24 protein-coding genes are annotated in these 20706 nt (G+C 35.3%); 10 read left to right on the top strand and 14 right to left on the bottom strand.

The window, feature by feature from the left end; translation table 11 throughout:
* The first annotated feature begins 343 nt into the window (after positions 1 to 343).
* From FW780_RS17360 to FW780_RS17375, 4 genes are all read left to right on the top strand, one after another.
* Complete coding sequence (locus FW780_RS17360; protein WP_149834925.1) at positions 344 to 916, top strand: hypothetical protein; 573 nt, start codon at positions 344 to 346, stop codon at positions 914 to 916.
* A gap of 83 nt (positions 917 to 999) precedes the next feature.
* Positions 1000 to 2265 (top strand): hypothetical protein, encoded by a 1266-nt coding sequence (locus FW780_RS17365; protein ID WP_149834926.1) that lies wholly within the window; start codon positions 1000 to 1002, stop codon positions 2263 to 2265.
* A 196-nt stretch (positions 2266 to 2461) separates the two neighbouring features.
* Positions 2462 to 3697, top strand: coding sequence for a TCR/Tet family MFS transporter (locus FW780_RS17370; RefSeq protein WP_149834927.1), 1236 nt, complete (start codon positions 2462 to 2464; stop codon positions 3695 to 3697).
* Between the two features lie 106 nt (positions 3698 to 3803).
* Positions 3804 to 4613 (top strand): arylamine N-acetyltransferase family protein, encoded by an 810-nt coding sequence (locus FW780_RS17375; protein ID WP_149834928.1) that lies wholly within the window; start codon positions 3804 to 3806, stop codon positions 4611 to 4613.
* A 78-nt stretch (positions 4614 to 4691) separates the two neighbouring features.
* Here the strand turns inward: FW780_RS17375 and FW780_RS17380 are convergent, their stop codons facing one another.
* The gene (locus tag FW780_RS17380) at positions 4692 to 5642 is read right to left on the bottom strand and encodes a hypothetical protein (RefSeq protein WP_149834929.1); all 951 of its coding nucleotides are present in this window, start codon (positions 5640 to 5642) and stop codon (positions 4692 to 4694) included.
* 432 nt (positions 5643 to 6074) lie between these two features.
* Here FW780_RS17380 and FW780_RS17385 point away from each other — a divergent pair, with 432 nt between their 5' ends.
* The 4 genes from FW780_RS17385 (at position 6075) to FW780_RS17400 (ending at position 8332) form a co-directional block, all read left to right on the top strand.
* Positions 6075 to 6416, top strand: coding sequence for a Sec-independent protein translocase subunit TatA/TatB (locus FW780_RS17385; protein WP_047383575.1), 342 nt, complete (start codon positions 6075 to 6077; stop codon positions 6414 to 6416).
* A gap of 2 nt (positions 6417 to 6418) precedes the next feature.
* Entirely contained in the window at positions 6419 to 6985 is a 567-nt protein-coding gene (locus tag FW780_RS17390) for a phosphatase PAP2 family protein (RefSeq protein WP_149834930.1), read from the top strand.
* Entirely contained in the window at positions 6982 to 7794 is an 813-nt protein-coding gene (locus FW780_RS17395) for a tetratricopeptide repeat protein (protein ID WP_149834931.1), read from the top strand. The genes FW780_RS17390 and FW780_RS17395 overlap by 4 nt, the downstream gene beginning before the upstream one ends.
* Before the next feature lie 85 nt (positions 7795 to 7879).
* Positions 7880 to 8332 carry a tRNA (cytidine(34)-2'-O)-methyltransferase gene (locus tag FW780_RS17400; protein WP_149834932.1) on the top strand — a complete coding sequence of 151 codons (453 nt, stop codon included), beginning with the start codon at positions 7880 to 7882 and terminating at the stop codon, positions 8330 to 8332.
* Between the two features lie 76 nt (positions 8333 to 8408).
* Here FW780_RS17400 and FW780_RS17405 read toward each other — a convergent pair whose 3' ends face one another.
* The gene (locus tag FW780_RS17405; protein ID WP_149834933.1) at positions 8409 to 8882 is read right to left on the bottom strand and encodes a 23S rRNA (pseudouridine(1915)-N(3))-methyltransferase RlmH; all 474 of its coding nucleotides are present in this window, start codon (positions 8880 to 8882) and stop codon (positions 8409 to 8411) included.
* A gap of 360 nt (positions 8883 to 9242) precedes the next feature.
* On the opposite strand from FW780_RS17405, the gene FW780_RS17410 reads away from it, so the two are divergent.
* Positions 9243 to 10256: a YihY/virulence factor BrkB family protein gene (locus FW780_RS17410; RefSeq protein WP_149834934.1), complete on the top strand. Its 1014-nt coding sequence runs from the start codon at positions 9243 to 9245 to the stop codon at positions 10254 to 10256.
* Here the strand turns inward: FW780_RS17410 and nhaA are convergent.
* The 6 genes from nhaA to FW780_RS17440 form a co-directional block, all read right to left on the bottom strand.
* Positions 10253 to 11431 carry a Na+/H+ antiporter NhaA gene (nhaA, locus tag FW780_RS17415; RefSeq protein WP_149834935.1) on the bottom strand — a complete coding sequence of 393 codons (1179 nt, stop codon included), beginning with the start codon at positions 11429 to 11431 and terminating at the stop codon, positions 10253 to 10255. The two genes, FW780_RS17410 and nhaA, sit on opposite strands and share 4 nt — an antisense overlap.
* Before the next feature lie 2 nt (positions 11432 to 11433).
* Positions 11434 to 13644, bottom strand: coding sequence for a RelA/SpoT family protein (locus FW780_RS17420; protein WP_149834936.1), 2211 nt, complete (start codon positions 13642 to 13644; stop codon positions 11434 to 11436).
* A gap of 109 nt (positions 13645 to 13753) precedes the next feature.
* Entirely contained in the window at positions 13754 to 14119 is a 366-nt protein-coding gene (locus FW780_RS17425) for a hypothetical protein (protein WP_149834937.1), read from the bottom strand.
* A 530-nt stretch (positions 14120 to 14649) separates the two neighbouring features.
* The gene (locus FW780_RS17430) at positions 14650 to 14979 is read right to left on the bottom strand and encodes a hypothetical protein (RefSeq protein ID WP_149834938.1); all 330 of its coding nucleotides are present in this window, start codon (positions 14977 to 14979) and stop codon (positions 14650 to 14652) included.
* A 6-nt stretch (positions 14980 to 14985) separates the two neighbouring features.
* Positions 14986 to 15264, bottom strand: coding sequence for a hypothetical protein (locus FW780_RS17435; protein ID WP_167510742.1), 279 nt, complete (start codon positions 15262 to 15264; stop codon positions 14986 to 14988).
* A 314-nt stretch (positions 15265 to 15578) separates the two neighbouring features.
* Complete coding sequence (locus FW780_RS17440) at positions 15579 to 16181, bottom strand: RHS repeat domain-containing protein (RefSeq protein ID WP_149834940.1); 603 nt, start codon at positions 16179 to 16181, stop codon at positions 15579 to 15581.
* Between the two features lie 80 nt (positions 16182 to 16261).
* On the opposite strand from FW780_RS17440, the gene FW780_RS17445 reads away from it, so the two are divergent.
* A complete protein-coding gene (locus FW780_RS17445) occupies positions 16262 to 16672 on the top strand; it encodes an HAD family hydrolase (RefSeq protein ID WP_149834941.1) in 411 nt (136 codons plus the stop codon).
* A gap of 56 nt (positions 16673 to 16728) precedes the next feature.
* On the opposite strand, the gene FW780_RS17450 is transcribed toward FW780_RS17445, so the two are convergent.
* From FW780_RS17450 to FW780_RS22490, 6 genes are all read right to left on the bottom strand, one after another.
* Complete coding sequence (locus FW780_RS17450) at positions 16729 to 17034, bottom strand: hypothetical protein (RefSeq protein WP_149834942.1); 306 nt, start codon at positions 17032 to 17034, stop codon at positions 16729 to 16731.
* 409 nt (positions 17035 to 17443) lie between these two features.
* On the bottom strand, positions 17444 to 18097 hold the full coding sequence (locus FW780_RS17455) for an RHS repeat-associated core domain-containing protein (protein ID WP_149834943.1): 654 nt from the start codon (positions 18095 to 18097) through the stop codon (positions 17444 to 17446).
* A gap of 404 nt (positions 18098 to 18501) precedes the next feature.
* Positions 18502 to 19479 (bottom strand): RHS repeat-associated core domain-containing protein, encoded by a 978-nt coding sequence (locus FW780_RS17460; protein WP_149834944.1) that lies wholly within the window; start codon positions 19477 to 19479, stop codon positions 18502 to 18504.
* Positions 19480 to 19583: 104 nt separating this feature from the next.
* On the bottom strand, positions 19584 to 20267 hold the full coding sequence (locus tag FW780_RS17465; RefSeq protein WP_149834945.1) for a hypothetical protein: 684 nt from the start codon (positions 20265 to 20267) through the stop codon (positions 19584 to 19586).
* Positions 20261 to 20485, bottom strand: a complete 225-nt coding sequence (locus FW780_RS17470; protein WP_149834946.1) for a hypothetical protein — start codon at positions 20483 to 20485, stop codon at positions 20261 to 20263. The genes FW780_RS17465 and FW780_RS17470 overlap by 7 nt, the downstream gene beginning before the upstream one ends.
* Before the next feature lie 25 nt (positions 20486 to 20510).
* Entirely contained in the window at positions 20511 to 20678 is a 168-nt protein-coding gene (locus tag FW780_RS22490) for a hypothetical protein (RefSeq protein ID WP_167510743.1), read from the bottom strand.
* Positions 20679 to 20706: the final 28 nt, after the last annotated feature.

The raw sequence follows: 20706 nt of genomic DNA on the forward strand, positions 1-20706 counted from the left end.
AATGCATCTCTTTACAGCTTATTTGTACATTTTCATAGTAAATGGATGACTTTTTATTTAATTTATGATTATTTTATTTTTTTTATATATGTAATTATTTATTAGTGTTTCTGAAATCTGTTTTTCTTTTATTTTTTTATGAATTTCATTTTTTATAAATTGATGTAAAGTGGAGTTATAGGCAATAAGTCAAATTTTGGAGATTAATTTGCTTGTGTGAAATTGCTGAATAATAAAGGTTTTTTGCGAGTTTGTAATAAAAAAAATGTTTTAGTTAAAAATTATTAAAAAATAAGAGTTTTATGTGGTAAATTATTTTATATTTACTTAAAACAAAACAAAAATGAAAGTCGAAAAATTATTCGTTGCTACGGCACTATGTGCTGTCAGTTTCCTTTACGCACAGGTTGGGATTAGTACTCCAAATCCTGATAAAAGTTCTGCATTAGATGTTACCGGCACCAATAAAGGTGTATTGATCCCTAGGATTTCTGATCTCTCAACAATAGCTACTCCAGCTAATGGTTTGCTGGTTTATGATCTCAACAGGCAGGCATTGACCCAGAATATTGGAACACCCGCCAGTCCAAACTGGATACCGATCAGTGGGAATATTGTTAAATTCTTTTATATGCCTTCTATAAGTATTGATACTTCTACGTTAGGTACAGGAAGAACAAAAGACTTATTCCAGCTTTATAAAGCGCAGTTTTCTACCCCGAAAGTCTCAAGTACGGGAGCGCCAGGTACAATTCCTTTCTTTGCAAATGCATCAGATCTGTATTATTATGTGACTGATTTTGACAATACGGTTTTAAGCAATGTAAGCATTGATGCCAATGGAATACTTCGCTATGATGTTATAGGATCAGCTACTGCCTGCTCTTTCGTGAATATTGTATTTGTAATCAAATAATTTTAAGAGACACACAGTCTTTATGATCATCCTTGTTCAGGGGTGAGTATCCCGTGTATAATTAACTTTAAAAATTATCGATGATGAAAACAAATTCAATATTACAGTATATGCTTATAGCAGTCTGTCTGTTTATATCAGGCAAAATGACTTCTCAGGAGATGGTAACACTCCCCAACGGGGGATGCGGAAGATTATTGGATACCAATACATCAAGTTCAAGTGATGGCGGTTTTCTTTGTTTCAGATTGGGAAAAGAAGCTGCTAATCCGGGTAATATGACTGATACGGATGTCAATTCATTTGCTTCATTGAAGCCGGGTACAGGTGCTGGTCTTTTCTGCAGTATGTATGTAGGGGTAGGAACCAATGGCGCCGATTTTCAGGCTAATAAACCTGTGTATATTGATTTTGCTTCAGATGGTTTCAATTTTAACCCCAGTTTTAATGGAGGAAATTTTGTTTTCTACAACAATGGACAGGAAGTTTACCGTACCGGTATTAATGGACATTTCTTCTTTGATTTTGGTGATAATCAGGAGCGCCGGATTATTAAAGTAATTCCTACAGCGGCATGGGACGAAGTACAATTGGCTTTTGGAGAAGCTATAGGGATTGGTTTCTCATTCAGTCAGATGAGGGTGTATAATATTCTTTCGGAGTATTATCTGGCTCCTATGACTTATCTGTCTCAGCCTTCAGATAAAACAGTGGCTGCAGGCGGATCAACAACGATGACTGCTGTGATTAATAATACGCCTACAGATGAGACTCCTGATAATATTACTTACCAATGGCAGGTTCTCAACGGAAGTACATGGACTAATCTGGTGAATGGTACGAACTATAGCAATGTTACTTCATCCACTCTTACTATCAGTAATGTTCCTGTAGGATTTAATAATAATCAATACCGTGTAGTTGCCAACTCCAGTTTCCATACATGTTCCTTCCAGGCAATTTCTACTGTGGGAAGACTTTTTGTAAACTCTGTAAATGTCCCTGGGGCGATTTCGGCAGATCAAACAGTGTGTATGGATATCAGTAACGATCCGGCAGTATTTACTCAGACTGCAGCGGCACAGGTAAGCGGTTCTGCTGAGTATCAATGGCAAAGTTCAGCGGATAATATAACATTTGTGAATATTACGAATGCAACATCGGCTACTTATGATGCACCACCAGTGACACAGACTACTTATTATCGTAGAGGTGTAAGATCTGTACTCAATGGAAATACTACCGGTTATCAATACAGTAATGTGGTAAAAGTAACCGTAAAACAAAATTGTCTGATTAAATGTATCATAACAAACAGAATGCTATATACAAAGTTGAATTCCAATTAAATAGACTGATTTCTAATTGATTATACAAGCCTGTTTCAAAAGAAAAATTTGGAACAGGCTTTTTTTTGTTCAACACCTGATTTTTTATTCCTTATACTACTAAAAAACCAATTGAGTGTATTATTAATGTTATACTTCTTTAATACAATGAAATTTAGAACCATTATTTTTAAGATTTGATTAATTTTGCACCATCATGGAAAATTCAAAGAAAAAAGCGGCTATAGGCTTCATATTTATTACTTTACTAATAGATATTACGGGATGGGGGATCATCATTCCTGTTGTTCCCAAATTAATTGAGGAACTTATTCACGCAGATATTAGTGAAGCCGCAAAATATGGTGGCTGGCTTGGATTTGCCTATGCATTTACCCAATTTATATTCTCTCCGCTTGTTGGAAACCTGAGTGATAAGTATGGGCGTAGACCTATAATCCTGATCTCTCTTTTCGGATTTGCCGTGGATTATATTTTCCTAGCATTGGCTCCCACAATCTGGTGGCTGTTTCTTGGAAGAGTTATTGCCGGAATAACGGGTGCAAGTGTCACTACTGCCAGTGCCTACATTGCAGATATTTCCACTGATGAAGACAGAGCCAAGAATTTTGGACTGATAGGAGCTGCTTTTGGTCTCGGATTTATCATAGGTCCGGTTCTGGGCGGTGTGCTGGGTCACTATGGAGCCAGAGTCCCTTTCTATGCGGCTGCGGGCTTGTGTCTGCTTAACTTCCTGTATGGATATTTCATACTTCCCGAAAGTTTGGATAAAGATAAAAGAAGAGAGTTTGACTGGAAACGTGCCAATCCTATAGGTTCATTTAAGTTTTTAGGTAAACACCCTGAAATTTCTGGGCTTATTCTTTCCTTAATATTGATTTATATTGCAGGTCATGCTGTACAGAGTAACTGGAGCTTCTTTACGATGTATAAGTTCAACTGGACAGAAAGAATGGTGGGGATTTCATTAGGGGTAGTAGGTTTATTGGTTGGTCTCGTACAAGGTGGGCTTATCAGATGGACTACTCCAAGGCTTGGAGAGCAGAAAAGTATTTACTACGGACTGGCTTTTTACGCAGTAGGAATGCTGTTGTTTGCTTTTGCTTCTGAAGGATGGATGATGTTTGTATTTTTAGTTCCTTATTGTTTAGGAGGGATCTGTGGGCCGGCTTTACAGTCTGTCATCACAAAAAGTGTTCCTTCCAATGAGCAGGGTGAACTTCAGGGAGCGTTGACGAGTTTAATGAGTGCAACTTCTATTATCGGGCCTCCGATGATGACGAATTTGTTTTACTTTTTTACGCATGATGAAGCGCCATTTAAATTTTCAGGTGCCCCTTTCTTTTTAGCATTTATTTTAATGGCAGTCAGTGTTGTGATTACCTATTCTGCATTTCAGAAAAAAGGAAAAGAAAAAATAAAGGATTTTTAGAGACGATAGATTCGTTCTATTCCGAACATATATATAGGTCAGGGTGCAATCTATTCAATAATTTTACAGAAGTAGTCTTTCTGCTTTTTTAAACACAAAATAAATTATGAATACATTAAACCTGGAAAAGTATTTTGAACGGATTCATTTCACCGGAACTCCGGAATTGAGCATGGAGGTATTGAAAACAATACACCAGCTTCATCCTAAACATATTCCTTTTGAGAATATTGACTCTTACACAGGAACAGTTCCTTCTCTGAATTTGGAGGATGTTTTCAAAAAATTGGTTACAGAATCAAGAGGCGGATATTGCTATGAACAAAATCTCCTTTTAAGCGAAGTTTTAAAACATTTAGGATTCAATGTAAAATTACAGCTTGGAAGAGTAGTGTGGGGGAGGCAGGAAGACAGCGTTGCGGCACAGACTCATTTATTACTGATCGTTGATTTTGGAGGTGAAAAGTATATTGCGGACTGTGGATTTGGGACTGCTACGCTTACAGCACCGATCCTTTTAAATGAAGAAGAACCACAGCAAACACCCAACGGAATATTTAAAGTCTCCCATAAAGAAGACACCTATACCCTCTGGATGCTGAAAGAACAATGGTTCCCGGTGTACCGCTTCATACTGGAACATGTAGAGCCCATTGATCTTACTATCTCTAATTGGTATTTGTCTACTCATCCGGATTCTCATTTTAAAAACAAACTGATCCTTTCAAAAGTAGATGAGAATGCCCGTTATACCTATACAGACCATGTCCTTAATATCCGGTCTGATCATGGTGAAAAAGAATCCATATCTATAGAAAATGATATGCAGTTGTATGAAATACTGATGAATACTTTTGGTCTAAAAGAAAATGCAGTAGAGGCTTTGAAATCAAAAGCCGAAGTTTACAGGATATAAAATATAATCTTTGTATATAATAAAAACGGGAAGCTGTCTGGCTTCCCGTTTCTTTTTGAAATCTGATTTTTATGAAAATTATGGATAAAGGGATTTTGTCCCGTTACTTACAATATTACTGCCCAATCCTGAGAATGATACAGAGAAATTATTGCTGTTAAAGCTTAAAGAGCCGGTAGGCGTGCAAAGTCCCAGCGCATAACGGCATTGTCCATAAGCTCCTGTTCTCTTTGTAATCTTACTTTCACTTTTTGCTTTTCCTAAACTGATATATCCCCAATCACTTACATCCGCATTGGAAACCGTAGAACCTGAATAATAAATGGTAATCTGATACCCGGCTTCCCCTCTCTTGGAACCCCATAGCCAGTTTGCTGTCCACCATTGTTTATACCAGGTAGAAACTACTTTTGCCGCCTGATTGTTGTTGGAAGCTTCAGAATTTCCACGTGGATCCATCATAATAAGACCTCCGAAAACATTATCCCAGATAATCCCTGAATCTTTGTAAAAACACAATGTAGTAAACTTTCCGTTTTTGCCGCTCCACGTTATTTCCATAACATTAGTTCCGGATTTCACTTCTTCAGTTACAGCTTCTTTTAGTCCCTGTTGGGCTGTTGTCAGATCATCTCCGCTATATAAATCTCCAATTTTTCCAATCTTTACTGAAGAAGGATCCATGATGTTTCCTGTTGCAATAAACTGATCTTTACCTGTGATCAGGCTTTTAGAAAGATCAATGCTTTTTTGAGTTGAAATTTTTCCTAATACCTTCACTTCTGCAATCTGCAGATCATTTTTCAGATAAGTTTCAAGGTTTTTTCCGGATTCATTCAGTTGAAGCTGTACTGCTTCAGGAACAATTTGAGAGGAAAGAGGAGTGATCTCCTTTTTCAGTTCATCGACGGTTATTTTTGCCTGAACTGTTTCCTGTTGGTTCAATTCGTTGTTTTCATTCTGGCAGCTGCTGAGTGCCAATACCGATAATACGGCGAAAACTTTAAAAGTAGTCACTAGTTTTTTCATACTATATATTTGTTTGGTTGTGCATTATAAATATACAGAATTGTTATGTAATTCTCATTGTTTTGAATTAAGTATTTGTTAATTTATAGGTGGCAGGTAGCAGGTAGCAGGTAGCAGATAGCAGGGGGAACACTCTGTGAAGTAGTAATGAAGGGTTTTTGAAATCAATGGTGAATTTTGCTTCGCAAGTGAATGGTGAATTCTTGAGGGGAGATTCTAGAACCAAGAATTAAAAACCAAAAATCAAGATAATGATAATCTAAATAGAACCAGCAACAAAAAATAAACTTGCAACAAAATAAACTTGCAACCAACAACATTAAATATTGAACTTTGAACCTTGAATCTTGAGCTTTATTATAAAATCTTAAAATTTGTTTAAATTTTTAGTTTACCATCCATAAATGCAATAATCTTTCGTAATTTTACGGCATGGAATTAAGCATTGGAGAAATGGCACTCATTGCCATTGCAATCGTTGTATTATTCGGACCGGATAAACTGCCTCAGATTGCGCGTGACTTAGGTGCAGGCGTGAGAAAAATGCGTGGAGCAGTAGAAGATATCAAAACTGAAATTATGAAAGAAACAGATAATCCTGTTTCTGAAATAAAGCGTGAGATTGAAAAGGTAAAAGATGCTGCGAAAGATTTCAACCCGATGAAAGATATCGAAAAGGATATTCTTACGGAACCTGGTTCTCTTGCTTCTAATGAGCCTCCCAAACCGAAACCGGCTGATGATGAGACTTATGAAGGACCTGTAAGCAGATAATTATGGAGGAGATCATTCAGGAAGATAAAAAGGTATTTCTGTACCTTAATAATCTGGGCGATTCATCTTTCGACCAGTTTTGGATGCTGATTTCAAGTACCTGGATTTGGGTACCTCTTTATATTATTTTTCTTTATTTTTTATACAAAAATTATCAACTAAGAACTTTAGTTTTTATTCTCATATTTATAGGACTTGGGGCTATGGTTTCTGATCAGCTGGCCAATATTTTCAAATACGGGGTAGCGAGGTTAAGGCCATGCCATGACCCTACTTTGGAACATCATATGAGAATTGTGAAATGTGGCGGGCAGTTTGGGTTTTATTCTGCTCATGCCTCCAATACCTTCTTTTTAGCAACTTATTTAGGTATTTTACTGAAAAAGAAGATTAAATGGTTTCCTTATGCTATATTTGCATGGGCTCTGGTTGTTTCGTATAGCCGAATCTATTTAGGAGTGCATTTCCCAATTGATATTTTGGTGGGGGCGTTTGTTGGATCTTTATTGGGAGTGATATTTGGGGCACTCGCCAAAAAAGTGATCAATAAACAAACTATAACCTCATGAAAAAAACTTTATTATTAGTAACTTCCCTTTGTTTTTCCCTTAATTTTTATGCCCAGGATAAAAAACTGGCTGAAGACTGTTTTAAGAAAGCTGATTATAAGTGTGCAGAAGAGCAATACTTAAAACTGGCAGAAAAAGAGCAGATTCAAAAATTTCAGTCGGAATATTATGATTATCTCGGGACCGCTCAGAGAAGGCTGGGGAAGACCACTCAGGCTTTTAAATCTTATGATTCTGCCTTAAAGGCAAACCCTATGTCGGTTTCAGTGTATGTTAACCTCTCATCGCTTTACAGTCAGAAGGGGAATAAGATAAAAGCACTGGAATATGTAGAAAAAGGATTGAAAGTGAATCCTGAAACTCCGGATTTATACCTTACCCGTTCCAAAATCTATGACAGTCAGGGGAAAAAGGATCTTGCTATCAAAGATCTTAACCAAATTCTGACTTTTGCACCAGATAATATTTTTGCTAAAACAGGGCTGGCCAATCTGAAAAAAAATAATGGTGACCTTGATGGCGCTTTAAAAGATTATAATACACTTATTTCTGAAAAACCGGAATCTTTGCTTTACAACGGCCGTGCTGATGTGTATTTTAAAATGAAAAAATATAAAGAAGCACTTACCGATGCCAATAAAGCCATCTCAATAGATCCGAAATTTGCACAATCCTATGTGAGCAAAGCTATGATTCTGCTGGATACCTCCAAACTTAAGGAAGCCTGTGCAAATCTGGATAAAGCAGTTACTTTAGGCTACGAAAAAGCAGTGCTTACAGATTCCTATGCTAAATGTGGTAAGAAATAAGTTGACATTTTAATCCTTATAATAAATCCAAACTAAAATACCAAAATCTGGTTAACTGTTTTAAAAACGAATAAAGAAAAGAAAGATGTTGAATATTGTTCTTGTAGAACCCGAAATACCTAATAACACAGGCAATATCGGAAGATTATGTGTAGGAACCGAAAGCAGATTACACCTGGTTCATCCATTTGGATTTGTAATTAATGATAAAAACCTAAAGCGTTCCGGGCTGGATTATTGGGTGCATCTTGATGTTTCTGAATATGCTGATATTGAAGAATGGATTCAACAGATTCCTGATAAGTCCCGCGTTTTTTTAATGAGTTCACATGCTGAAAAATCATATCTGGAAACCGAATTTCAGGATGGAGACTGGCTGGTTTTTGGAAAGGAGAGTGTGGGTCTGAGTAAAGAGGTTCTGGACCGTTTTGAAAACCATCTTACAATTCCTATGTCTAAACTGATCAGGAGTTTTAATATTGCGAATTCCGTTGCTTTTGTGGTGGGAGAAGCAAAAAGACAGATCGGTCTGAAATAACTGATTTCAATAGACAGAAAAACGATAAACTTAAAGAAATATGAACCCTTCTGAATTGAATCGGAAGGGTTTTGTATTAATCGTTATGATAAGGCTTGCCTTGTAGAATCTGATCAGCGCGGTAAAGTTGTTCAACAATAAACAGGCGGATCATCTGGTGGGTAAATGTCATTTTGGATAATGACATTTTTTCATTTGCTCTGCTGTACATGTCTTCAGAAAAGCCATAAGCTCCTCCAATCAGAATGTGTACTTTTTTCACAGAAGAATTCATCCAGGTATCAATTTTCTGCGAAAATTCACGGCTGGTAAACTGTTTTCCTTTTTCATCAAGAATCACTACCAGATCGTTTTTGTCGATATGATTTAAAAACAATTTGGCTTCTTCCTTTTTAAGAAGATCAGGGGACAGGTTTTTGGCATTTTTAACATCCGGGATTTCAGTGATTTCAAAATTCCAGTGTTTAGGTAAACGGTTGAGATAGTAATTTATTAACGATGTAATTTCTTTATCGTCTGTTTTACCGATACAAAGTAAACTGATTCGCATTGTAAGAAGTTTCAGAGTGCAAAGATAGGGCTTCACAGGGTAATGTTCAAAGTTTTGGGTTTAATGTTTAATGTTGCTTGTTTTCTGGTTGCTGGTTGTTTTTGTTTTTTTGTTGCTAGTTGTTGGTTGTCTTTGTTGCTGGTTTTGTTTAGATTGTTATATCTTGGCTTCTGATACTCTCTTCAAAAATTCACCATTCACTTGCGAAGCAAAATTCACCATTGACTTCAATGAACCTTCATTACTATTTCACAGAGTATCCCCCTGCTACCTACTAAACTCCTACCTGCCACCTATCACCTTTTATCTTTTCCCTATTTAATTTAATTCCCCTACATTTGTATAAAGACAAACAGATCGATGAGTGTAAAGGTTCCTAAATTTATTTTGAAAATTCAAGAGTTTTTTGACAGCATCCATATTCCTGTTTTGGGAATATCGCTTTGGCAGATGTTTCAGATCTATATTTCCGGGATTTTCAAAGGAAAAATTGGTAGAAAAGCTGCTGCCATTTCCTGGAGCTTTACGATAAGTCTTTTTCCGTTTATTCTGTTTCTGCTTTCCGTTTTGCCCTATATGCCGCATTATGATAAACTGCAGTTCTATATTTTTGATGTACTGATGCATAATGTTTTCCCTTCTAATATGGAAGGGGATGTAAGAGGATATATAGAAAGTAATATTATCCCAAATATGAGAGGAATCAGTAATCTCACCATTGTTCTGGCGCTTGTTTTTGCTACGAATGGTACATTTTCCCTGATCAATGGTTTTAATGAAAATACGGATGAAAAACTGAGTGACGTAAAGGAGTTTATTCTTTCATTCTTTATCACAATAGGCTTTATCACTATTGTTTTTTTAGCACTTTTCGGGGTGTATTATGTGGAGGTTGTGATGAAGCTTTTTACACCGGCTTATGATATTTCCTGGCTTGTAGATAACCTTTCCAGTATTATTGGATTCGTTTCTTTTCCTCTTTTTTATTTTATCCTTCTGACCTTATTTTACTGGCTGGGAACCGTAAAAATTACAAGATTCCGTCAGGCGGTTCCGGGTGCTATTTTAACTACAATACTGTTCGTTGTTACTACTTATATTTTTGCCATTTATGTAAAGGATATTGCACGGTATAACGTTCTTTACGGATCTATCGGAAGTATGATTCTGCTGATGGTTTGGGTGAATGTGAATGTATATCTGCTTTTATTCGGAAATGAACTGAATATGGCCATCAGAAAGCTCAGAATAGAAAAACTGCTGTCTGATGAAATCCAGAGAGAAACCATACACTATCACACCCAGATTACAGAACCTGATTTTGATGGTGATGAAGAACATAGAAGAAAGCTGGAAACCCGAAAGAAAGACTAATTCTCTTCCAGTTCAGGATTTTCTTTTGAACTTATACTTAAAATGGTAAATCCTGCAATAGCAGCTATAAATGAAGCAATCAAAATAGCAAATTTCGCTTCATCCTGAATAGGAATTTCTCCTTTAAAAGAAAGTAATGCAATAAAAATGGACATGGTAAATCCAATTCCGGCCAACAGACCTACACCAATCATTTGAAGCCAGTTGCTGTTTTGGGGCAGAGAACTGAGCTTTAATTTGATAGCAATAAGTGAAAACAGATTGATCCCAACCAGTTTACCCAATACCAAACCGCAAATAATACCCAATCCTAATGTACTTGTAACACCGGTAACCATTTCACTGGAAAAAGTGATATTGGTATTCGTTAAAGCAAATATAGGCATTATCAGAAAGCTTACCGGAATGTGAAGCTGATGCTCCAGTTTTTCCAATGGTGATATTTCTACATTGGAAGCGTTGGTAGGTATTGAAAACGCAAGTAAAACACCTGCTATCGTGGCGTGAATTCCGGAGTGATGAAGGAAATACCACAAAAACAGTCCGGGGATGATATAAAATATAGTTTTGGTTACTTTTAAAAAATTTAAGATAAACAGTAGGGCAGTCACTCCAAAAGACAGTAGGAGATAGCTCCAGTGAATTTGTTCAGTATAGAAGATTGCGATTACCAGAATAGCTCCAAGATCGTCTACAATAGCCAATGCTGCTAAAAATATCTTGATAGAATTAGGAATCTTTTTACCCAACATCGAAATAATTGCCAGTGAAAAAGCAATATCTGTAGCCATAGGAATTCCCCAGCCATTGCTGTATTCTGTTCCGGTGTTGAAGATACTGTAAACCACGGCCGGAACAAGCATTCCGCCTACAGCTGCAAAAATGGGAAGTGATGCATTTTTGAAAGATGAAAGTTCACCTTCTACAAGTTCCCGTTTTATTTCAAGGCCTACCAGAAGGAAGAATACGACCATCAGTCCGTCATTAATCCAAATGCTGACAGGATATTCGAGTCCAAAAAAATGGGTGCCGACTTCCTTGTCTAAAAAATGCTGGAAGTTCTCTGCAGCAGATGAGTTGGCAATAATCAATGAGACAAGTACACAGAAAATAAGAATAATTCCTGAAGACTGGCTGTTGTTGAAAAATTTTTTAAAATAAAGAGATAAATTCATGTTTATGATTGTAGTCGTCTCACTCTTGAAACTCCATTAATATTTTTAAGCTTTTTGAAAGTTTCTTCCAACTGGCCTTTATTTTTAACTTCGAGGATGATATTTCCTGTGAAAACACCGTTGTTAGATTCAATGGAGAGACTTTTCATATCCATTCCCATACTTCCGCTGATGACGGTGGTGATATCATTGATCATACCCATTCTGTCAAGTCCTTCAATTTCAATTTTTACTCTGTTTTTGAAGCTTTCAGCATTTACCCATTTAGCAGGAATGACACGATAGTCATACTGCGCTCTCAGATTGATGGCATTCGGGCAGCTGTCACTGTGAACTTTAATTCCGTCTGAAATGGTGATAAATCCAAAAATTTTGTCCCCTGGGATTACTGTACAGCATTTTGCATAGCTGTAATTCAGCTTTTCTTCATCTTTTCCAAAGATAATCATGTCAAGGTTTTCCTCTTTCGGTTCCTCGAAATGCTGATTTTTTGCCGGAGATTTTCTGAATCTTGACAGTAAGTTATTAAATACGTTTTTACTTTCAATATATTTTCTCAAGCTGCTTACATCCAGTTCGTTGCTTTGGAATTTAAGAAACAGCTCTTGAGAAGATTTTAAATTAAAGAACTTTTGAAGTTTATTAATTTCATCATCATTGAAATTGATTTTGGCATGACGAAGTTTTCTTTGCAGAATTTCTTTTCCTTCTTCTACCAACTGGTTTTTCTGAGAGTTCAGATAACTTTTGATCTTTGACTTGGCTTTTGAAGTCACTACAAATTCCAGCCAGTCAGATTTTGGTTTCTGATTCTGTGATGAAAGAATATCTACCTGATCTCCGTTTTGAAGGATATAGGAAATGGGAACCAGTTTTCCATTGATTTTAGCTCCCAGACATTTCATCCCTAAGTCGGAATGGACTGAAAAGGCAAAATCCAGGGCAGTAGCATTGGTGGGCAGGATTTTAATTTCTCCTTTCGGGGTAAACACAAATACCTCTTTGGAGTATAAATTAAGCTTAATATTATCCAAAAGCTCTGAAGTAGACAGGTTCTGCTGTTGTTCCAGTACTTCACGGATTTCGGTAACCCATTTTTCAAAGTTTCTGTCATCAGAACTCTGTTTATAGCCTTCTTTGTATTTATAGTGGGCTGCAACCCCTTTTTCAGCAATTTCATCCATGCGCTCGGAACGGATCTGGACTTCAATCCATTTTCTGTCCGGACCTAAAACCGTTAAGTGTAAACTTTCGTATCCGGTAGAACGAGGCTGTGTAATCCAGTCACGCATTCTTGACGGGTTACTGTGGTATACATCCGTAACGATAGAGTAGATCTTCCATGCAAGAAATTTTTCATTTTTTGCATCTGATTTGTAAATGATCCTGATGGCATAGTTATCAAAAACTTCCTCGAAAGAAACTCCCTGCTTCAGCATTTTTCTGTAAATAGAGGAGATTGCTTTTGCACGGCCTTTGATTTTAAAGTTTAAGCCTTCTTCACGCAGTCTTTCAGATACTTCTTTTTTAAATTCTTCAATATATCTTTCACGGCTTTCTTTGGCGAGTTCCAGTTTTTCTGTGATCTCGTTGTATACTTCGGGGCTATTGTATTTTAAAGAAAGGTCTTCCAGCTCAGATTTGATGTTATATAATCCAAGGCGGTGGGCCATCGGAGCATAGATATAAACCGTTTCTGAAGCGATTTTTTTCTGCTTATCCGGAGCCATACTTTCCAGTGTCCTCATGTTATGAAGACGGTCCGCAATTTTAATCAGAATAACTCTGAAATCCTCGGATAAAGTCAATAAAAGTTTCCTGTAATTTTCAGACTGTACAGAGATATTCTGGTGGTTCATGATGGAGATCTTAGTCAATCCATTCACGATACTGGCGATCTTTGCTCCAAAGATTTTTTTAAGATCTTCGTAAGTATAATCGGAATCTTCAATTACGTCATGCAAAAGTGCGCAGGCAATGGAAGTAGCTCCCAGACCAATCTCTGTTGCTACAATTTTAGCAACAGCAATAGGGTGGTAGATATAAGGTTCTCCGGATTTTCTCCTTTGATCCTTGTGGGCATCCAAAGCGATATCGAATGCCTTCCGGATGAGTTTATTATTTTCCTCATCCAACGTTCTGTATGTGTTAGAAATCAGGTCCTTATATCTCGCCAGGATCTCTTTATTCTCTTGTTCTAAATCGTAACTCATTTGTGCGCATGCCTATAATAAGACGAAAATACGAAATTTTTTAGTTTTTTCAAACATAAAAGATCCACAGCATACACTGCGGATCTTCGGCTATTAGATTTTATATCGATTAGAATTTCACTTCAGAATTCATACCGTCACTTGACGTTTTAATTTTAATATCAGGGCTGTTCTGAATTTCAGCTCTGTTTCTTGCGTCAATATACTTTTTAATGGTATCATAATTCGTTTCATTAATATTCATGTTTTCAAATAAGTATGATTTCAATGCTGCATTCTGAATAAACGCATTGCGGGCAAGATCAATCTGATTGATATCATTTACGGTAACACTTGCCAGATATTGGGAGTTATTAGAACCAGTATTAAGGTATACAATGTAATCTGAGTTTTCAAATCCTGAATTTTCCAGATCACTTTCCAGTTGTTTGTAGTCGCTGCGATGATCAAATAGTCCAGCTAATATATGTGACATAGTTAATTGGTTTTAAAGTTATGACTAAAGTTAGTAATAATTTTCTTATTATCATTGCGTTTAAGGCAATATAATTTGTTAATTAATATTCTGTTTTCAATAGAGTAAAGTAATATCTGTGAATAATTGTTGAACAGGTGTTTAATTTTAACAATTGAATAATGTTGATTTTGACGTGATACACTTTCCTTTTTTGAAGAGATATGGATCACTAATGTTCAGATCTCTTCAAAGCTCTAGTATAATACGTGTAGTTTTTTGTCCAGCTTTTACTTAAGCCCAACGTTATGGTTCTGAAATGGTATTTTTGGGATTCCCAACTTAATCATATCTATAAAAAAGCCTTCTTTTGCGTTTCTCCAACTGGAAATTTGGTGTCCCGAACCTATCAGGAGGAGTTCATGACCTCAAAATATCATTCCGGAACCTCAAACAATATATCCAGTACAAAATCCAGTTTTCTTGAAGGTTGAATGTGGACATGAGCGAGATGCTCACGCCAGCGGGGAAATTATTTTCCACTTTTATTTTTAGTCTTCGTAACATTTCCAAAAGTGAGTAATAATACTATCTTTTTTGTGTATATTAAAGGTTAATTCCCCTTTCTTTTTTACTATTGTATCTCCAGTTTCTATTTCATTCCAATATAAATTCCACCACCTGTTATTGGTTTTACATATTTTAGGTTTTTGAGTAGCTGGATCATACCCCTTTACTTCAAACCAAACTGAAGATGTGGGAGGAATTTCAACTACTATTATACACTCTTCTTTGGAAAGCATTTTTGTATATTCAACACAATTAACCTTTCCGCAAGAAAGTATGAAAAGAAGTAAGATGAGAAGTACTAATGATTTCATAACTATTTAATTACTTGAATGTCCAACTTTAAAATACTGAGGATGAGCTTTTATCCAGTTACTTATACTCACAGTCTGCGTTTTAGATCTTCCTACACCAAATCCTACTTCTAAATTGATGCTTGTCGTCTCTGTGCCATAAGGGGAATATTTCCCTCCTGAAGAACTTTTGCTGTATTCACCACCAACCACCGCTGATCCTGAATAAACAGTAGATTCTCCTTCTGCTCCAGCAAAAACATCAGTATATTTCTGTCTATTGGATTTTGTCCCATATGCATTCATGAAGTTAAATTGAAAACCAACTCCTGCACTTGGCATATCTTGTTCTCCATAAGTTCCAAATAAATTTGCTTGGCCAGTACCTGGGTTATAAGCAAAAGTTAAACTTCCTGAACTTTGAGCAAAGGAACCTCCAAAAGTAATCCCTATAAAAAAGAAACATATTTTCCAAACATAGCAGATTCAGCAGCCCCGAGTCTTATTCTTGCAGCTTGAAGATTTCTTTCAGCAGTAACACTTTTAGGGGTTATTGTAACTTCCCCAACATCTATGACCCTGCCATTAGCAACTTCTTTTCCTCCACAGTTGTAGAATCATCATAAATCCATCCGTCTGCTGCATAGGTCAGATTTCCTTCTTTTGCTGTTTCTCCTACATAGCTTCCTTTTATTCTCTAAATCCTGCTGGCTTTTAACATCATCTCTAAACTCCATTTGGCCTAAAGAATTTTTAAACCAATCAGATTCTGATCTACCATCCGGGTCAATAAAACAGATAGGATTACCTAAGGCATAATTATAAGGATTAAATCTCCTTGTTTTCTCAGCCAGTGGATCAACAATACCCCATCTACCCAAGTCACTCATATACATCCTTGCTCCATAGTCATACATTCCTGTTTCCTGCAATTCTTTTCCATTGTATTTATAATTATAATAATTTCCAAAGTTTGAGTAATTTGATCCTCCAATATGGTTTAATCCAAACGGATAATAGTTATTGGTATCCATTGACTGAACTACGCCGGCATTATCCTTTGCAAAAGCTATTCTCACATTTCCTAAATGATCTTTGTACTGATAAATATAACGGTTTTCTGAGAAACGGTAAAATGTATCATTTGTAATTCTTATCAAACCAGATATGGCAGACTCTATTTTTGAAAAAGCATCACTAAACATAGTTGCTAACCCCAACATGGCTATAGAGCCAGGTTTTAACTTTATAAAGTTTTTATTTTTAAGTCTATTTCTAATTTATATACCTTAACTTTATATTCATGAAAAAACAAATTGTAATATTACTATTTAGCTTATTTCTAATAAACTGTAGTTCTAAAGAAAATAGTGTAGAAACTAAAAACATAACACAAAAGTTTTATACTCTTTTTAAAAAAAATAACAGAGAAGAAATTTTTAAATTATGTGGTAGTGAACTTTTTAAAATTGCTTCAAAAAAACAGATAAATCAGATGTTTGACACATCTTTTGCACAATTTGGCAACATTAAAAATGACTCTTTAATATACGAACAGACCAATATTATAAAAGGGGCTCATTCGAAAAATGAATATATATTAATTTATAATGTAAATCGAGAAATCAAAAATACCCAGGAAAAATTCACATTACACCAACAAGGTGATTCTATCAAAATTGTAGGGTACTTTATAAGTCCAATAAACAATTAATAAATCCTCTATATAGAGGATTTATTAATTTAATTTATGTTATATCTTTTATAAAATTAATACTTATCCTTATTATTTTTCCTGTAAACATTAAATTCGGTCGTATTAGCCTCTTTGGAAATTGAATCACCAATTTTTAAATGGAGAGAATCTAATACTGATAACTCAATCGACAAACCACCTTTTAAATAGTAAAAAGTTGATCTTTTCGGCCAGTTATTACTATCAATTATTCTTTCATTTATTGAATTTTCTTTAAATCTTTTATTCCCTAAATATACTAGTTTATATAAGTAAAAATAGCCAAATACTACCAATCCAAGTAAAATAGGAAGAAAGCGATAAAATGTTTTTATTTTCATAATTATTTAAATTGAAAAATAGGTTTTACAATAGGTGTATATTGATAGTTAAGTTGGCCATTTATTACTGTAACTGGACTTCCTTGTATACCTACTCCAACCTGCCCAGATACATTAATAAATCCTCCTTGTTTTCCAAAAGGATCAGCTACACTTACAGGTGCGTAAGAAACCCCTGCTGAAGCATCTATACCTGCACCTAACCCTGCTGAAGCACCAAAAGTATGTCCTTGTAGAAATGAACTTTGAATTTGTCTTGGATCACCTGTATACCTTCCAGAGCCAAATGTAACACCTGCATTTGCTTCTATACCAGTACCTATTGCTCAATTTACAGTAGGAGTAAAATATAATCCTGGTTCCTGCCCTCTAGTTAAAAGAGTAAAGTTAATAGGAGTAGTTCCAACACCTAAAAAAGCTGTGATGTTTGAAGATACACAACATTATATAAATCCTTGACTATACCCCTTGCAAAATTACTATTCCATCCTCCCGAAAACTGTGAAAATATGCTTGAGGATACCCCTGACGTAGCATCTCTAAACCAGTTTGATAATCCTAAAAGGCCAGTTGAACCATTACTTCCCTCTGTTGGTAAATAAAAAGCTTCACCACCAAACCTTAAATAAGTTTTACCTGTATCACCTGCTTCCTTGCCCTGGATAGGAGAATTTTCAATTTCGCTCCCATCATCTTTATATTCAGTAAAACCTCTTTCTTTATAATTGTTCTCAGTAAGATCACTTTTCCAGCTCCAAACACCATCTTTCAGTCCCCAACCTAATCCCTCTCTACCATCAGGATCTACAAAATTAACAGGGTTACTGAATGCATAATTATAGGTGCTGTGTCTTGTCATCTTTTCAGCCAGTGGATCTATTACTCCCCATCTTCCCAAGTCACTCATATACATCCTCGCTCCAAAATCACTCCATCCAGTTTCCTGTAGTTCCTTTCCTCCGAATTTATAGTTATAATAACCTCCAAAGTTTGAGTAAGAAGATCCTCCAATATGGTTTAAACCAAACGGATAATAATTATTGGTGTCTATTGATTCAAGCATTCCAGCTTTATTTTTAACAAAGGCTATTCTCACATTTCCTAAATGATACTTGTTTTCAAAAAGGCAACCACTTTAGATTGCCTGCTTTTGAATTATTTATAATTTCCTTTATCAAGTCTCATTAATAGCGGAAACCAACATTTTTGAAACATGATCGGATTTATAACACTTTTTTAATTATTAAAAGTATTATTGCTATTGAGTAGAGAATAAGTAAAATTGAGCTTATTTTAAAGCTTAGATAAAACCAATTTTTATTTATTATTTCGGTAACTTTAGGATGTTTTTTTGTATATTTTAAATAGTAGTTGATGATTTTATTTGGAGAATATATACCGACTATTCCCAAAATAAAAATTAATACCATTAAAATAATTGTTAAAATATAAGAGATATCCATATCATTATTTATTAAAAATAAACTTATTAGGAGTGTAATTATATGAAGCTCCAAATTGAGGGGTATAAAGACCTAAACTTGTAGCTGTTCCATTTCCTGGGGAGTATGAAACTCCACCTCCGACTACCTCACCACCACCTATACTATATCCGTGACCACTTAAAAAATTATTTAATTGTGATCCTGTAGGGGTTTTTAATTGATTTACCCAATTTGCGGTTAAACTTCCTGAAAATAAGCTAGCTGATTTTCCTACACTTACTCCAATTGGAGAAGCATAAACAGTAAAATTTCTATCAATGGTCAGAGTACCATTCCAACCAACGAAAGAAGCTGTAAGTGGGTTAGGTATTGCAATGCTAACATTTGCAGTATAATAGTCAGGAAATCTAAATCCTGGATTTCCTCCTTGACCCGGTTCTCCGCCATCCGCATTCACAATCATTTCCCAAGGTTGTCGAGAGGTTATCGTTCTATCAGCAACCGTTGTTACAGAATAACCATTAGTAATTGTTTCTTCATTTCGAGTAATACTTCCATCACTATTAAGCATGTTGGTATTCGTAATATTTCCAGAACTATCTTTTTCAATTACAGCGATTGGTTTTCCTTCTGCTTTTTGAGTAAGATTTGTCTCACCTTTTCTTTCAGCACTTCCGTCATGCCAGGCTATATTACCTGTTTGATTGTCCTTATACCAGTCTTCTAATCTTCCATCAGGATCTATAAAACGTAAAGGATTATTGTATGCATATCTGTAAGGAGACCAAGCTCTATTTACTTCCGCCAATGGATCTATTACTCCCCATCTACCAAGGTCACTCATATACATCCTCGCTCCATAATCATAAAAACCGGTCTCCTGCAATTCCTTTCCATTATACTTGTAGTTGTAAAAACTTCCAAAGTTTGAGTAATTTGATCCTCCAATATGGTTTAAACCAAACGGATAATAGTTATTGGTATCAATAGATTCCAGCATTCCAGCATTATTCTTAGCAAAGGTGATCCTTGTAGTTGTATAATATAAAGTTTTTTTTAACAAACAGAGCGACCTTAATGTTTGATCGCCCTGTTTTGATTTAGTTATTGTTTTAATGTATCAGATACGTAAATATCATTTCCTGAAATTTCTCCATTTTCTAACCGAAACATTTCCCAAAAATTCCCTTCAATAAACAAATCTTTATTATTGAAATTTGCGGGCATAGAAACCATACAATCAAAAACATTTTTATTTTTAAAGCCTTTAGATTCTAAGTGTCTATGTACTTTTCCCTGAAAAGAATATCTATAATACAATTTTCCTTCGGAGTGAACTTCTTTAGATTGATAGGGCATGTAAAATTTATACTTTACAGAATTTTGACTTTTATTAACCCTATAAAATTTACTTTTTAGTGTGTCAATTTTCCCATTTTGATATAATATATATTGATTAACAAACTCTTTATTATCAATGAATTTATATTCTAACTTAGCAACAATTTCTTTTGTATTATTGTCAAGTGCTTCCCACCAGCCAATTTTCTTATTGCCATTCATATATCCTTGTATAATGTAATTATTAAATAACCCTTTTATTTTGTATAAAGAGTCATTAATTTTACTTTTCTCAATATTCCTCATATTTTTTAGGTCAGTTGGAATTGAGAAATATTCTCTAGAATTTAGATTTTTATACTCTTTTGATTTTTCATTTTTACATGAAAAAAATGAGAAAAAAAGAAAGTAAAAAAAAACATTCTTATTTATTATATTTTTTACCATTTCGCACGTTTTGTTGAATCTGCTGTTTTACGTAGTTTTGACATTGCTTCGATATAACTTTCTCCTTTTTGTGGTAATCTTTTATATGTAGTATCCTTGATGGTACTTTTATCAAATGTATAATCTTTAAAGTATATGGTATCAGTTGCTTTATTTCCTCCAGATAATGTATTTTTTAAATCTGCTAATCTATCTGCCACCCAAGATCCTGCATACAATCTTCCTGCCCATGTTGGAGATTCTCTAATTTATAAAGCCATTAGCTGGAAAAGTACTTGGAACAACAAAGCTTCCCCGATCTAATGTGGAAACCTTATCACCAAGTCTAAGCTTATCGTGAGTAGTTGCATCAAAATCAGTTCTTGCCAGTCCTCCAGTATTGGTGATCTGAAGGAACTCTTTCCATAGCAAGCCTTATAGTAGAACCCTCATTTAATTG

The sequence above is a fragment of the Chryseobacterium sediminis genome (assembly GCF_008386505.1).
GTDB lineage: Bacteria > Bacteroidota > Bacteroidia > Flavobacteriales > Weeksellaceae > Chryseobacterium > Chryseobacterium sediminis.